The organism is Rahnella sp. PAMC25559, assembly GCF_050632365.1.
Classification (GTDB): domain Bacteria; phylum Pseudomonadota; class Gammaproteobacteria; order Enterobacterales; family Enterobacteriaceae; genus Rahnella; species Rahnella rivi.
This window is the reverse complement of sequence record NZ_CP192544.1, coordinates 433,801-449,088: the sequence shown is the minus strand read 5'-3', so window position 1 is coordinate 449,088 and position 15,288 is coordinate 433,801. Positions and strand designations below refer to the sequence as shown.

The 15,288-nt window shown below is 56.2% G+C and carries 11 protein-coding genes; 5 read left to right on the top strand and 6 right to left on the bottom strand.

From position 1 onward, the window contains the following. Positions 1-82 precede the first annotated feature (82 nt). Complete coding sequence (locus ACQZQY_RS24365) at positions 83-2,482, bottom strand: glucose/quinate/shikimate family membrane-bound PQQ-dependent dehydrogenase (RefSeq protein ID WP_183849444.1); 2,400 nt, start codon at positions 2,480-2,482, stop codon at positions 83-85. Positions 2,483-2,639: 157 nt separating this feature from the next. Further along, positions 2,640-4,793: a TonB-dependent receptor PqqU gene (gene pqqU / locus ACQZQY_RS24360; protein WP_183849442.1), complete on the bottom strand. Its 2,154-nt coding sequence runs from the start codon at positions 4,791-4,793 to the stop codon at positions 2,640-2,642. Between the two features lie 373 nt (positions 4,794-5,166). Here pqqU and ACQZQY_RS24355 point away from each other — a divergent pair, with 373 nt between their 5' ends. Beyond that, positions 5,167-5,922 carry an alpha/beta hydrolase gene (locus ACQZQY_RS24355; protein WP_122096823.1) on the top strand — a complete coding sequence of 252 codons (756 nt, stop codon included), beginning with the start codon at positions 5,167-5,169 and terminating at the stop codon, positions 5,920-5,922. Between the two features lie 13 nt (positions 5,923-5,935). On the opposite strand, the gene ACQZQY_RS24350 is transcribed toward ACQZQY_RS24355, so the two are convergent. The 4 genes from ACQZQY_RS24350 to rhaS (ACQZQY_RS24335) all read right to left on the bottom strand — a co-directional run bounded on the left by ACQZQY_RS24350 (position 5,936) and on the right by rhaS (ACQZQY_RS24335) (position 10,271). Next, positions 5,936-7,012, bottom strand: coding sequence for a hypothetical protein (locus ACQZQY_RS24350; protein WP_431297440.1), 1,077 nt, complete (start codon positions 7,010-7,012; stop codon positions 5,936-5,938). Positions 7,013-7,153: 141 nt separating this feature from the next. Beyond that, positions 7,154-7,735 (bottom strand): LUD domain-containing protein, encoded by a 582-nt coding sequence (locus tag ACQZQY_RS24345; protein ID WP_431297439.1) that lies wholly within the window; start codon positions 7,733-7,735, stop codon positions 7,154-7,156. Positions 7,736-7,810: 75 nt separating this feature from the next. Continuing rightward, positions 7,811-9,250 (bottom strand): aldehyde dehydrogenase, encoded by a 1,440-nt coding sequence (gene aldA / locus ACQZQY_RS24340; RefSeq protein ID WP_056779802.1) that lies wholly within the window; start codon positions 9,248-9,250, stop codon positions 7,811-7,813. Positions 9,251-9,452: 202 nt separating this feature from the next. After that, the gene (gene rhaS, locus ACQZQY_RS24335) at positions 9,453-10,271 is read right to left on the bottom strand and encodes an HTH-type transcriptional activator RhaS (RefSeq protein WP_056779799.1); all 819 of its coding nucleotides are present in this window, start codon (positions 10,269-10,271) and stop codon (positions 9,453-9,455) included. A 391-nt stretch (positions 10,272-10,662) separates the two neighbouring features. Here rhaS (ACQZQY_RS24335) and rhaS (ACQZQY_RS24330) point away from each other — a divergent pair, with 391 nt between their 5' ends. The 4 genes from rhaS (ACQZQY_RS24330) (at position 10,663) to ACQZQY_RS24315 (ending at position 15,258) form a co-directional block, all read left to right on the top strand. Next, a complete protein-coding gene (gene rhaS, locus ACQZQY_RS24330) occupies positions 10,663-11,655 on the top strand; it encodes a rhamnose ABC transporter substrate-binding protein (protein WP_056779797.1) in 993 nt (330 codons plus the stop codon). Positions 11,656-11,717: 62 nt separating this feature from the next. Next, positions 11,718-13,229 (top strand): sugar ABC transporter ATP-binding protein, encoded by a 1,512-nt coding sequence (locus ACQZQY_RS24325; RefSeq protein WP_056779794.1) that lies wholly within the window; start codon positions 11,718-11,720, stop codon positions 13,227-13,229. Then, positions 13,226-14,239 carry an ABC transporter permease gene (locus ACQZQY_RS24320; RefSeq protein ID WP_183849432.1) on the top strand — a complete coding sequence of 338 codons (1,014 nt, stop codon included), beginning with the start codon at positions 13,226-13,228 and terminating at the stop codon, positions 14,237-14,239. Before ACQZQY_RS24325 ends, ACQZQY_RS24320 begins: the two co-directional genes overlap by 4 nt. After that, complete coding sequence (locus ACQZQY_RS24315) at positions 14,236-15,258, top strand: ABC transporter permease (RefSeq protein WP_371414328.1); 1,023 nt, start codon at positions 14,236-14,238, stop codon at positions 15,256-15,258. Before ACQZQY_RS24320 ends, ACQZQY_RS24315 begins: the two co-directional genes overlap by 4 nt. Positions 15,259-15,288: the final 30 nt, after the last annotated feature.

Genomic DNA, 15,288 nt, shown 5'->3' with positions numbered 1-15,288 from the left:
TCATCCCTTATTTTATGCCTGACCGCCCATAAAAAAAGGCCGCTTTCGCGGCCTTTCACATTTCAAAGCGTATGACGGCTGATTATTTCGCGTCAGCGTCTGGCAGTGCGTAAGCGATGATGTAATCGCCCAGTTTGGTGCCGAATGAACCGTGACCGCCTGCGGCGATAACAACGTACTGTTTACCGTTCACAGAATATGTCATTGGCGTCGCCTGGCCGCCTGCTGGCAGACGGGCTTCCCACAGTTTGTCACCGTTGCTCATATCGAATGCGCGCAGGTAGTTATCTGCGGTCGCTGCGATGAAGAACACGTTACCGGCGGTAGAAATCGGTGCGCCAAGCATCGGCATACCCATTTTGAACGGCAGCGGTAACGGTGAGCTGTCGCGCACGGTACCAATACGTTTTTTCCACACGATTTCGTTGGTTTTCAGGTCAACGCCGGAGATGTAACCCCATGAAGGCTGTTTACAAGGGAAGCCCAGCGGAGACAGGAACGGGTTCAGCGTCACGCCAAATGGCACGCCGTACTGTGGCTGAATGCCCGTTTCAGTACCGGAACCGCCCTTATCGTTCGCATCTGGCTCGATAGGGTTGCCCGGACCGCGTGGGATCAGTTTAGACACGAATGGCAGTGCAATCGGGTTAGCGATAGCCACCTGACGGTCAGTGTCCACAGAGATACCGCCCCACTCGAACATACCGAGGTTACCCGGGAACACCAGAGTGCCCTGCTCGGATGGCGGTGTGAAGGTGCCTTCATAACGCAGTTTGTGGAAGATCACACGACACATCAGCTGGTCGTAGATCGTTGCGCCCCACATGTCTTTACCGGTCAGTTTCGCTTCCGGACGGAAGGTCAGTTTGGAGAACGGCTGAGTCGGAGAAACGTGGTCACCTTTCGCTGCGCCTTGCGGAACAGGTTTTTCAGGGGCTTCAACAATCAGCTTACCGTCACGGCGATCCAGCACGAAGATGTTACCGGTTTTGGTCGGTACATAAATCGCAGGAACTTTGTTGCCGCTCTTGTCAGTGATATCTGCCAGCGTTGGCTGTGCAGGCACGTCCATATCCCACAGATCATGGTGAACAGTCTGGTAGAACCACGCCAGTTTACCGGTGGTCGCATTCAGCGCCAGCAGGCCACTCGCGTAACGTTCCATTTCCGGCGTACGGTTGCCGCCCCAGATGTCCGGTGTTGCCACGCCGATAGGCAGGTAAACCAGATCCAGTTTGTCATCATAAGACGCAGGCGCCCATGAGTTCGGGGAGTTCGGCGTGAAGTGCTGACCATCCGCAGGGATTTTGTTCGGTTCAGCCGCACCCGGATCGAAGGCCCACAGCAGTTTGCCGGTTTCCACATCAAAGCCACGGATAACGCCTGAAGGCTCGCGGTTTGAGTAGTTATCGGTAACCGCACCGGCCACGATGATCACAGATTTAGTGATGATTGGCGGTGAGGTTGGCTCGTAGTGACCCGGTGTCGCGTAAGGCATGTTGCCTTGCAGGTTCAGCTCACCGTTGTTACCGAATGCCGGGCAACGTGCGCCGGTTTCAGCGTCCAGCGCAAACAGACGGCCATCGTTGACCGGCAGAATGATACGACGTGAACAGACAGCAGGTGCTGCGCCATTCGCGGCGTTACCTTCCGCCGCTGGCGTCGTCTCATGATAAGACACACCACGGCAGGTCACGTGCTGGAACGTCGGGTTGGAGTTGAGCTGCGGATCGAATTTCCACTTCTCTTTACCGGTCGCGGCATCCAGAGCAAACAGCTTCTGGTGCGGCGTACACAGGTACAACATGTCGCCGATTTTGATTGGCGTGACTTCGTCAGTGATTTCGCCCGGATCGTTCGGGGTCTTCAGGTCACCGGTACGGAAAGTCCAGGCCACGTCGAGCTTGCTGACGTTTTTATCGTTGATCTGGCTCAGTGGCGAGTAACGGGTACCGCCCTGAGTACGGCCATAAGCAGGCCAATCACCATCAGGAATGCCGGATTCAGATTTTGCCGGCGCAGAATCCGCCGCTTTAAGGGTGCCGTTGATCACCTGCGGGTCGTTGAAGATGGAGTAACCCAGCACGATCACGGTGAACAGCAGGGATACCGCCAGCGCACCGCGTGCGAATGCGTTTTTCGCCAGCATCTGGTTGTACACCACCGGCAGCAGGATCCACAGACCTAAGAAGAAGGTGACGTCTAAACGCGGCGTCAGTGCCCAGAAGTCTGTGCCCACTTCCCATACGGCCCACACGGTGGTGCCGAACAGGAAAATCGCGTAGAGCAATAAGGCGGAAGAGCGGCGGCGGTACAACAGCCACGCGGTGACCAGCGAGATAACACCGGCAATAATGTAATAAAGTGAACCACCTAATTTTGCCAGCCAGATACCGCCGACAAGAAGATAAATCCCGCTTAACGCGGCGAACAAAGCGGTAATTATGACGACGATGCGTGATAACGAGGCTTTCGTTTCCATAGTTGATGACCTTACTGATTTTTTATAATCGTCGATTCAGGCGTAAGCCGAATCTTCAAGAACATCCGGTTCTCACCGGGTGTCATTCCTTGCGTGTGCTGCCCGACTTCAAAAAGTGCAGGTCACGGGCAGCACTGCGTGGTTCTACAAACTGAATTTATTCGAAACTGTAAGAAAGCGTCGCTCCGCCACCGTAATTACGGCCCGGTGCCGGTTCGAAGTAACGGCCATTACCCTCGTTGACGATCACCGAACCGACATAGTTTCTGTCGAACAGGTTATCGACGCGGGTAAACAGGTCGAGGGTCACTTTGTCCCAGTTGAAGCGGTAACCCGCATTCACGCTGGCGACGGTGTAAGCCGGTGCCTGCTCGCTGTTTTCGTCATTCACTTCAATGTCGCTCATGTAGCGCACATCGGCGCCGGCGTGCCAGCCATCAACCGGTGCCCACTCCAGTGAAGCGTAGCCCATGTTGCGGGCAATACCCGGAAGTCGGTTGCCCGCTGGCGTACAGTCGCCGGATCCGCAGGTTTCATTACGGAAGGTGGCATCGAGCAGCGTCCAGGCCATCTTGACGCGCCAGTTTTCTTCAAACTGCTGATCTAAAGACAGTTCCAGGCCACGACGACGGGTTTTACCGGCGTTGGTGTAACTTGAACGCCCCCCGACGCTTTGCGCCACGATCAGTTCATCATCAGTATCGGTCTGGAAGACCGCCGCGGTGACTAAACCGTTGCCCACGCGCCATTTGCTGCCCAGCTCCACGGTGTTGCTGGTGGAAGGTTCCAGCCCCAAATTCAGGCCAGAGTTGCCGTCGGTGCGGTAGGAGAGTTCGTTGATGGTCGGCGTTTCAAAACCACGACCGGCTGAAATATAGGTGTTCAGCGCAGGGGTCACGGCATAGTTCAGGGACGCCATCGGCAGCAGTTTGTGATAACGGCGCGAACCGCTGTCATCCGGATTGCTGCCGGTAATGTAGTAGTCCTGCGAATCAAAACTGACCGTGCTGTAACGCGCGCCGACGTCCAGCGTCCAGCGCGGCGTCAGGTTCCACGTCGTTTGCAGATACGGGTCGAGGTTCCACATGACGTTCTTTTCATTACGACGCTCGTTGCCCTTCACGCCCAGATCGCCCTGACTGTCGAAATTCTCATAACCGAAGCGACGCTCGGTCATGGTTTCATAATCCAGCCCGCCGGTGACCGAGAACGGCACCGAACCAATTTGATCGTCATGCTTCCAGCGGGTATCCACGCCGGAATATTTACGCTCAAGAACAATCACCCCGCCCGCATTCAGCGGATTTTTCTGCGAGGCGGCCGGAATGGTCTGGTATTGCGTGGTGTGGCGCTCGCCGTGATAGGTCATCAGGCTGAATTCGTCGTTCTCACCCATCTGACGCTGATAGCGCAACCCGACCTGTGTCTGGTCCAGCGATTTACGTGCGTTGTACTGATCGGCACGTTTGGCCTGCTTCGGGTCATCGTGCCATTCAGATTCTGTCAGGCCGCCCGGATCGTTGGCATCGACGGAGACGCTGTTAAACATCAGCGTCAGGGTGCTGTCATCATCAATGCGCACGCCCAGTTTGCCGTTGCCGAGATTTTTCTGTGTACCGCTGTGGTCACGGTAACCGTCGGTGGTAAAACGGGAGCCGGAGATCAGGTAATTCACATCGCCTGCGTGGGTGCCGTCGCCGGTCGCGCCGCTGGCTTTCACGCTGTTACGAAAAGATCCGTAACTGCCAAAATACGTGCCTGCTTCCAGTTTCGCGGGCTGTGAACCGGTCTGGGTATCCACATTCACCACGCCGCCGGAGGCATTGCCGTACAGCGCCGAGAAAGGCCCGCGCAGCACTTCAACGCGCTCAACGGAGTTGAGATCGATGTTCGACGTCTGACCCTGCCCGTCCGGCATGGTGGCCGGAATACCATCAACGTAAATCCGCACGCCGCGCACGCCGTACATGGAACGGCTGCCGAACCCACGCACGGAAAGTTGCAGGTCCTGCGCATAGTTCTGGCGGTTCTGCACCTGTAAACCCGGCACGCTGCCGAGGCTTTCGGAGAGATTGACCTGCGCTTTGCTGTTTCTGAAATCGTCGCCGTCGATCACGCTGACCGCTGCCGGGGTGTCCAGTTCGGACAGGCCACCGGTGCCCTGTTTTTTGATGATCATCAGTGAAGATGAGTCGGAGGCGTCGTCAGTGTCACTTTTCGGTGTATTGGTAGCAGAGAGTGCGTAACTGACTGAAACCGGGCTACAAAATGACAAAAAGGTGATGATAAAAGCAGAGGTTTTGGCGTTCACTTTAGGCGTTCTTTTTCTGTTAGCTAAAAGTGCGTGCGGAGAGCCGCGTTAAAATACGATGCACATCTCACTTTTAGACTTTAGGAGTAGACAAAAAACCATCAATCTGATGGAGAATCAGGAAGGCGCTAACTATAGTTATTTTCTTCCTGTTAGTACATACGCAACTTTACAAATATAACTTTTTAACAAAATTCCGCACGCAAGGTACATGGCGGGCAATCTTTGCGCGCGCGGCAGACTGTTATCTGCGCAGATGGAAACAACCGGCAATCAATGTCGTTTTTGTCATCCGCCCGTCACTCCCCTGACAGAGCCAGACGCCCACAGTGGCACCTCACCCCCGGTTTCAGAAACTCCATGAGGTATTGCCATGCGTTTTCGTTTAGCTTCAACATTAATAGTAGCCGCTGCGGCGGCATTCGCTTCTCAGGCGGCGATGGCGGCTCCGGTAAAAAATATCGTGCTGGTGCACGGCGCATTTGTGGGCGGCTCGGGATGGCGTCCGGTGTATGACATCCTGACGCACGATGGCTATAACGTGACGCTGGTGCAGGAACCGCTGACTTCCTTCCCGGAAGACGTGGCGGCCACCAGACGCATTCTGGATCAGCAAAATGGCCCGGCGATCCTTGTGGGCCACAGCTACGGCGGCGCGATCATTACGGAAGCAGGAAATGACCCGCACGTGGCGGGGCTGGTGTATATCGCGGCACACGCGCTGGACAACGGTGAAACGGAAGCGACCAACGGTAAGAAATTCCCCAACTCGGCGCACCCGTTTGTCAAAACGCCGGACGGATTCCTCTACATCAACCCGGCGGTGTTCCCGTCCGACTTTGCGGCCGACCTGCCACGTAAACAGGCGGAATTCGAAGCTAAGGCGCAGATGCTGACCTCCGCCAGCGTCTTCACCGCCAACATTCCTGACCCGGCATGGAAAGTGAAACCCAGCTGGTACATGGTGGCCATGTCCGACAAAATCATTAACCCGGATTTAGAGCGGATGTACGCCAAACGCGCACACAGCCACACCGTCGAAATCGCCGGTGCCAGCCATTCAGTGTATGAATCACATCCGAAAGAAGTGGCCGCCCTGATTGAGCAGGCGGCAATGGGGGTGAAGTAAGGTTTCCCCCGCTCTACGCCCTGCGGGTGAAAGCAATCATGAGCGAAAGCGCATAGACCACGCACCCCAAAAATGCAGCCGGGGTGAGGCTGTCTGACAGATGCCCGGTGTGGTCATCGGTGTACATCACCAGGCCGACCACGGCGAGGCCCATAATGGCGCTGGGAATGTGGATCCAGCGGGTGAAACGTCCTTTTTGTGCTTTACAGGCGGCGAGCTCTTTTTGAGTTCGCCCGAGGGCGCTGTTCAGGCTTTCGCACTGCGCTTCATGATGCTGAGATTGCGCCGCTAAGCGGCTGTTTTCGCTCATCAGTTCGGCGATCTGCTTATTCAGTTTTGCCGCCTCGCTCTTCGCCGATTGCCCTTCGTACTCTTGCGATTTCAGGTTCACCCGCAGTTGGGTGATTTTACGGTTGGCTTCGGCGGTCAGCTCTTTTTGCTGGCCCAGCAGTGCGTAATTGCCGTCTGCACGACGGTTGGCGGCATGGCGTTTATCTTCTTCGTCACGCAGGCGGCGTTCAGACTCCGTTTCCAGCGCGGTTAACCGCTGTTGCAGGCTGTCGCGTGCCGCCGCCATGGCGGACATCTGGCTGCCGGTATAGGCAATCAGGCTGTTGGCGGCGTCAAGTTCTGCCGAGGTGGAATTGCCCGCCGCGCGCTGGCGTGAGCGCATGAGCGCCAGTTCATCGGCGTGCTGTTTTTTGAGTCGTTCAGACTGGTTAAGAAGTTCACTGACCCGCGTGTTGAGGCGGTACAACTCTCCTTGCAGCCGGGCCAGCTCTTCAGGGTTGCCGCCGTCGGTTTTGTTCCGCGCCACTGCCAGTTCATGCGTCAGGCTGCGCACCTGTTTTTCCAGCGCGGCGAGCCTTTCGACGGTGACAGCCGTATCTTTAAAAACGGTTTTGACTTTGGCTTTATCGGCCTCGGCACGGCTGAAACTGACGCCTCTGAGCGCGCTTTCCACTTCACGGGCGATGGATATTTTATCCATGGCCTTCATGCGGTTGCAGGCGCTGGCGAGGAAAGTGGCCGCTTCGTGACCGTTGCCGGTGCCAAAGGCTTGTTTGATAAGGCTTTGTATCACGCTCATGGTTGTCGCGCTCACTCACAGGAAATATTCAGGACATGCCCGATGTACATCGATTTACTGATTGTATCAGATAGGATTTCTTTTATTTAGGGGAGTTATTTTGAGCGGAGCAGTAGAGGTGATGTTGCGGTTTTTTTGAGGTCAGATCCCGATCACCCGCAGATTCGTCACCCCTTTTGCTCCCAGCATCAGCGCACTTTCACTGTCGGCTGTCGCGGCGGAGCCGGTGATCATAATGGCGTAGCGGGCATTAAAGGGCTGCGGCTGACGGTGGGCGAGGTGCAGATGCGCGACGATATGTTTGACGTCGAGCAGCACCACCAGGTTTTTCGCCATTGCGCTGAGGGTGTTTACGGCAAGCGCGGGGTCGCTGAGAAAAATCGCACCGGTGTCGGCAACGCCAAAACAGGCGCGCACAACGCCGACATCCGCGTCTTTCAACGCGGTCGCCGGGGTACGGGCGTCAAAATCAATGTCCGCGATAATCTCCGGTGTCGCGGAACAAAACAGGGAATCTGCCGGGTACAGTTCGCGCAGGTAAGCGTTCAGCGTGGTATAGCCCGTCAGCGGTGTCTGCAAAAAATGATCATCCCAGATACCGCCGCTCAGGGTCAGCGCGCGCGCAAAAGCCTGCACAGGATCGGGCTGCGAATCTTCTGCCGGGAACAGCGCGTGAATGAATTTATGCTGGCGGATGGCGGTCAGAAAATCGCTGCGGCGCATGGCGTGTCCTTGTCTGGTAGAAGTCACCTCACGCCGGAAACAGGCGATCCTGTTCCGGCGGAGAGGATTAAATGATCAATGGAATTGCAGATAGGCCACGTGGGTTTGCAGATATTCCTGCAAGCCGTGTTTACCGTCCGCGCCGCCGACACCCGATTTACGCCAGCCCGCATGGAAGCCCTGCATCGCTTCAAAGTTTTCGCGGTTGATGTAAGTCTCACCGAATTTCAGCTGTTTCAGCGCTTTCATCGCCGTATTGATGTTGCTGGTGTAAATCGACGACGTCAGGCCGTATTCGCTGTCGTTCGCCATCGCGATGGCTTCTTCCAGCGTGTTGAACGTCGCGACCGGCAGCACCGGCCCGAACACTTCCTCGTGCATGATCGGCATTTCCTGCTTCACATCCACCAGCAACGTTGGCGGGTAGAAGAAGCCGGTGCCGCCCTCGCGCTTACCGCCCAGCAGCACTTTCGCGCCCTGCGAAACAGCTTTCGCCACTTTGTCTTCCACGCGCTGTAATGCTGCGGCGCTGATAAGCGGCCCCATATCCAGCTCTTTTTTCTCCGCCGTGTTGCCGAAGGTCACTTCTTTCATGGCAGCGCTGAGGCGCGAAATGAACTCGTCGTAGACGCCTTGCTGCACATAGACCCGTTCGGCGCAGTTACACACCTGCCCGGTATTGATGACGCGCGAGCTGACAATGGCTTTTACCGCCAGATCTAAATCGGCGTCGTTCATCACGATGGCGGGCGCTTTGCCGCCCAGCTCCAGCGAAACTTTGGTGACGTTTTGCGCCGCAGCGGTCATGGTGGCGATACCCGCCGCCACGCTGCCGGTCAGGCTGACCATGCCAACTTTCGGGTTGGCTGCCAGTTCCTGCCCGACGGTCGGGCCGTAGCCGGTGACAATGTTCAGCACGCCTTTTGGCAGGCCGATGTGGTGAATGATTTCAGCAAAGATCACCGCATTGTTCGGGGTGATTTCACTCGGTTTGATCACGATGGTGTTACCGGTGATCAGCGCCGGTGCCGCTTTGCGGGCGATCAGGAAGAACGGGAAGTTCCACGGCAAAATACCGGTGGTCACACCGATGGCTTTGCGGAACACAAAGATGTTTTCGTTTGGGCGGTCGCTCTGAATGATTTCGCCTTCGTAACGGCGCGCCCATTCCGCCATGTAATCCAGGTAATCCGCCGTGAACAACACTTCGGTTTGCGCCAGGCCGTAGGTTTTACCGCCTTCGGCAATGATGGTTTGCGTCAGCTCGGCTTCGCGTTCGCGGATACCGGCGGCGATTTTGTGCAGCCACACGCCGCGTTCCACCGCAGGCAGCGCTTCCCAGCCCGGCTGCGCCGCTTCGGCGGCATCAATGGCTCTTTTGGCATCTTCTGCCGAGCCTTCAGGGATCTGCGAAATCACCTGTTCTGTCGCCGGATTCACTACGTCAATCCACTTTCCGCCGGTGTTTTCGACAAATTCGCCGTTGATGTACATACGTTTCTGAACTGTGCCCATAGCTGGAGTCTCCAAAGTACGGATAGAGGTGATGAACGAGTTGTTAAAAAATAAGTTCTTTTTTGTGAAGTTTTAACAGCCTGTTCTATCCGACCGGGTTTTACCTTTCCGTCACTGCCAGCCCGGCGTGGGAAATGGCAAAAATGTCATGGTCGGACTGCCCGACGTAACATTTTTGCAAATTGGAGATAACCTCTGCGGATCACAAACGCGCGTTGCGGGGAGCGTAGCCGAATTCACGTTTGAAGAGAGTGGAGAAGTAGTTGCTGTCGCAGAAGCCGCACTGATGCGCAATGTCTGTGATTGAGCTGTCGGTGAATCGCAGCAGGTTGCGGGCATTGAGCAGGCGCAGACGGTTGAGATAGTTGAGCGGCGTGCAGCCGGTTTGCTGCTTCATCTGCCGGTGCAGGGTGCGCAGCGACATCGAAAACTTTTCTGCCAGCACCGGCCAGTCGATCTCTTCGTCGTAATGCTCATTCATCCAGTCGAGTAAGTTATTCAGGTCACCGCCCTGCCCGCTGTATCCCACCTCACGGCTGCCTTTTCGCAGCAGCAGTAAGAGTTGCATAAAATACAGTTCCTGCTGCGCCTGAGACTCCGGTGACGTTCGGACCGGTTTGCGCGCCAGCAGGTCGATCAGCGTTTTTGCCTGCGCTATCTGGCCGGGATTGATACGCCAGTGCGCCGGATAAATGCCATCCACTTCCTGCGGCAGCAGATCGCCAAGCCCATTCAGAAAGCGAAAAGCCTCCGGGCTGCGGTACAGCACGTTGGTCAGGTGCAGGTTGTCGGTGTCTTCGTAGAGATGATGATCGCGGTGGCGCACAAAACAGACGCTGCCCGCGCTGAGCAGCAACGGCTGATCGTTAAAAACGTGGGTGCCGGTGCCCTGTTCGACCAGCACTATTTCATTGAAATCCTGATGATGATGTTCAGGAAACGTCTCCTGCGGATAACGGGGTTCAATGGCGACCGGGAAATCTCCTGAGGCAAAATATTCGCTACTGCGTAACACGGTCATTTGCGACTCCTTATTAACATTATCGTAATATCTTAGTCGTCGCTGCCCCCTCGCATCAGGCTGAAACTGTGACCCATCAGCCGCTTTTGAACAAAACCTTTCTTTCTGCCTCTGATCCTGCGAAATCCGCTGTGTGACGCAGGTTTACGCCTGATTTTAGTGCGGGTTTTCTGCATCCAAAACCTGTGTTTTTCTGACCTTTTGCGTTGCCCGCCACAACATTGTTATCAATTTGTGAGGTTGTTCTCTTAAACCTTTGCACCTTTGCCATAGTTGGCTTAGAACTGGCACTCGCGGAAAGGTCAGTTTATCAGCAACCTCCTAGAGTCGTGATCATGCGCCTGGCGCGTCGGCAACTTTTGGTCGTTAAACTCTATGCGGAGTACAAACAATGAAATTAAAACACGTACTGAGCCTTACCCTGATGGCGAGCAGTATCTTGCTGGCAGGCGCGGCATCGGCAGAAGTGAAAATTGCACTGGTCGCGAAATCACTGGGCAACGGATTTTTTGAAGCGGCCAACGTGGGCGCACAGCAGGCCGCGAAAGAACTGGGCGACGTGAAAGTGATTTACACCGGCCCGACGACAACCACCGCCGAGGCGCAGATCGAAGTGCTGAACGGGTTGATCGCGCAGGGCGTGGATGCCATCGCAGTTTCCGCCAATGACCCGGATGCGTTAGTGCCGGTGCTGAAAAAAGCCATGCAGCGCGGCATTAAAGTGGTGTCGTGGGATTCCGGTGTCGCCAAAGACGGCCGTCAGATCCACCTTAATCCGTCTAACAATGCGCTGATTGGTGAAACCAACGTCAAACTGGCCGCCGATGCCCTGAAAGCCCTGAACGTCGAAAAAGGCGACGTGGCGATCCTGAGCGCCACCCCAACCTCCACTAACCAGAATCTGTGGATTGCGGAGATGAAAAAGGTGCTGCCGAAATACCCTTCGGTGAATCTGGTGACCGTGGCGTATGGCGATGATCTGTCAGACAAAAGCTACCGTGAAACCATTGGCCTGCTGAAATCCTATCCGGATCTGAAAGTGATTATTTCTCCGTCTTCCGTGGGTATCGTGGCGGCGGCGCAGGCAGTGAAAGATCAGGGCAAAATCGGCAAGGTCTACGTGACCGGCCTGGGGCTGCCGTCTGAAATGGCCGGTGCCGTAAAATCCGGCGCGACCAAAAGCTTCGCCATCTGGAATCCGATCGATCTCGGTTACGCCGCCACCTATCTGGCTGACGATTTAGTCAAAGGTACCGCCACCAAAACCGAAGCCAGCATGGGCCGTTTAGGCAAAGTCAAACTGGACGCTGACGGCAGCGGCGCAATGGCAGAACCGTTCGTTTACGACGCCAGCAACATCGACAAATTCTCTAAAATATTCTGATCCTGAATGCGGCTGACCGGTCTGCGGTCAGCCGTTTTGTTGTGCTTCGTCAGGGGACATCTATGACCGATACCACACCGCTTTTATCACTAAAAGGCATCAGCAAAGTCTTTCCGGGCGTCAGGGCACTGAACAATGTGCATGTGGATTTATATCCGGGAAAAGTCACCGCCCTGATTGGCGAAAACGGCGCGGGGAAATCGACGCTGGTGAAAGTCATGACCGGAATTTATCAGCCGGAAGAGGGTGAACTGCGCTACAAAGCCATTCCGATCAAACTGCCGACGCCGGAATCCGCGCACAAAGTCGGGATCACCGCCATTCATCAGGAAACCGTGTTGTTTGACGAGCTTTCCGTTACCGAAAATATCTTCGTCGGCCACTACGTTTATGGCGGGCTTTTCAAACGCCTGAACTGGCCGGCGATGCATCAACAGGCGCGCGACATTCTGACCCGCCTGGAAGTGAACATCGATCCGCACGCCACGCTGAAAGACCTGAGCATTGCGCAGCGCCATATGGTGGCGATCGCCCGCGCACTGTCGTTTGATGCGCAGGTGGTGATCCTCGATGAACCGACCGCCGCACTTTCTCAGCATGAAATCGTTGAGTTTTATCAGATTGTCGAACGCCTGAAACACGAAGGCAAAGCCATCCTGTTTATCTCGCACAAGTTCGACGAGATCTTCTCTATTTCCGATTACTACACCGTATTGCGCGATGGCAGTTATGTCGGTTCCGGCAAAATCAGCGACATCAGCGAACAGCAGATGGTCACCATGATGGTTGGCCGTGAAGTCAGTCAGGCTTACCCGAAAGTGAACTGCGCGCCGGGCGAAACGGTGCTTGAGGTGCAAAACCTCAGCCATCCGACCGAATTTTCAGGCATTAATTTCTCGCTGCGCAAAGGGGAAATTCTCGGCTTTTACGGGCTGGTGGGCGCCGGGCGCACCGAGCTGATGCAGGCGCTGTTTGGCGTTACACAGCCGGGCGGCGGCAAGATCCTGATCAACGGCAAAGAGCAGCACTTCTCGCGCCCTTCTCAGGCCATCCGGGCAGGGATTGTGTACGTGCCGGAAGAGCGCCAGAAACAGGGCGCGATCATTGATTTACCCATAAGTCAGAACATCAGCCTGCCGCAGCTCAGCCAGCTCAATCCGCGTGGCGTACTCAATGACAAAAAAGAGTGGGCGCTGGCAGATGATTACGCCCGGCGGTTGCAGGTCAAGGCATCAAGCTGGAAACAGGCGGTGGGCACGCTTTCTGGCGGGAATCAGCAGAAAGTGGTCATTGCCAAATGGCTGGCCACGAAACCGGACATCATCATTCTCGATGAGCCGACAAAGGGCATTGATATCGGCTCCAAAGCGGCGGTGCATCAGTTTATGTCTGAACTGGTCGGGCGCGGGCTGGCGGTGATTATGGTGTCATCCGAATTACCGGAAGTGATGGGCATGGCAGATCGCATCATCGTGATGCATGAAGGGCTGATGGTGGCGGAATTCAGGGCCGGTGAAGCCAGCGCAGAAATGATTGTCAGCGCCGCCAGCGGCGCGGGCGAGGAGGCAGCATGATCAGAAACCTGCTGAAATACCGCGAGCTGCTGCTGGCGGTGGTGATTGTCCTGATGGTGCTCGCCGTGGGCGCGCGTTCGCCGGAGTTTATCGGCATCGGTAATCTGCTGGAGATGTTTAACGATACCTCGATTCTGATCATCCTCGCCCTCGGGCAGATGATGGTTTTGCTGACCAAAGGCATCGATTTATCGATGGCGGCGAATCTGGCGCTGACCGGAATGATCGTTGCGCTGATTAACTTCCATCACCCGGATATTCCGGTGTGGTCGCTGGTGGTGCTGGCGACGCTGCTCGGGCTGGTGATGGGCGCGATTAACGGCCTGCTGGTGTGGAAAGTCGGTATTCCGCCGATTGTGGTCACGCTCGGCACCATGAGTATTTATCGCGGCATCATTTTTTTGCTCTCCAACGGTGGCTGGATCAACGCCCATCAGATGAGCCCGGATTTTCTCAGCCTGCCACGTGCGACATTCATCGGCCTGCCGCTGCTCGGCTGGTGCGCGATTGCCGCGCTGATTCTGGTGGCTTACTTCCTGCGTTACAGCCGCACCGGTCGCGCTTTATATACCGCAGGCGGCAACGCGACGGCGGCGTATTACACCGGCATCAATGCGGGCAAAATGCAGTTCGTCAGCTTCTGCCTTTCCGGCGCGCTGGCCGGATTTTGCGGCTATCTGTGGATTTCGCGCTTCGCGGTGGCTTATGTCGATGTCGCCAACGGCTTTGAATTGCAGATTGTTGCGGCGTGCGTTATCGGCGGCATCAGCACCATGGGCGGCATCGGTTCAGTGGTCGGCTGCCTGCTCGGCGCGCTGTTCCTCGGCGTTATCAACAATGCCCTGCCGGTGATTGAAGTGTCGCCGTTCTGGCAGATGGCGATTTCCGGCGGCGTGATTGTGATCGCGGTGATCCTCAACGAACGCGCCAATAAACGTAAAGGACGGCTAATCCTGCGTCACTCTCCTGCTGTCCAGCCTGTGCGAACTGAAACCGGGGTAAGATCATGAACAAGACCTTAGCATCGCGCACCGCGCCGCATTCCGCCGCCGGAGAAAAAACCACCCTGGCCGCCACGCCGTTTTTCCGCCGCCTGATGTGCTGGGAAGGTTTTTTGCTGGTGGTCACGCTGCTGGTATTTGGCGTGAATGCCCTCGCTTCGCCCTACTTCCTCAATATCTGGAATCTGTCGGACGCGACCTTTAACTTCACCGAAAAAGCCATCATTGTGCTGCCGATGGCAATGCTGATCATCGCCCGCGAAATCGATTTGTCAGTCGCCTCAACCATGGCGCTGAGCTCAACGGTGATGGGGTTCTGCGCGCAGGCGGGTTTACCCACGCCGGCGCTGGTCGGCGTCGGGCTGAGCGTAGGATTGCTGTGCGGGCTGGTCAACGGGCTGCTGGTTACGCGGCTGAATCTGTCGTCTATCGTCATCACTATCGGCACCATGAGTCTGTTCCGTGGCATCACTTATGTGCTGCTCGGTGACCAGTCGCTCAACCAGTATCCGGCCAGTTTTGCATGGTTTGGTCAGGGTTATGTCTGGGGGCCGCTGTCGTTTGAATTCGCGCTGTTCCTGGTGCTCGGCGCGGTGTTTTATTTCCTGCTGCACAAAACGAATTTTGGCCGCCGCACTTACGCCATCGGCAACAATCCGGTCGCCGCGTGGTATTCAGGCATTAACGTCAAACGCCACAACCTGACGCTGTTCGTGCTGGTGGGTGTGATGTCCGGGCTGGCGTCGGTGCTGCTGACCTCGCGCCTCGGCAGCACGCGTCCGACGCTGGCGCTCGGCTGGGAACTGAGCGTGATCACCATGGCGGTGCTCGGCGGTGTCAGCGTGCTCGGTGGCTCCGGCAGCATGACCGGCGTGATTATCGCCGCGTTCCTGATGGGCCTGCTGACCTTCGGCCTCAGCCTGCTGAATGTGCCGGGAATTGTGATGTCGGTGATTGTCGGCGCGATGCTGATCGTGGTGATTTCGCTGCCTGTGCTGTACCGCAAAGTTCTGGCGCGGGGGAAATAGCGCCAGGTGTGTTACCCCCGCCTGCGGGCG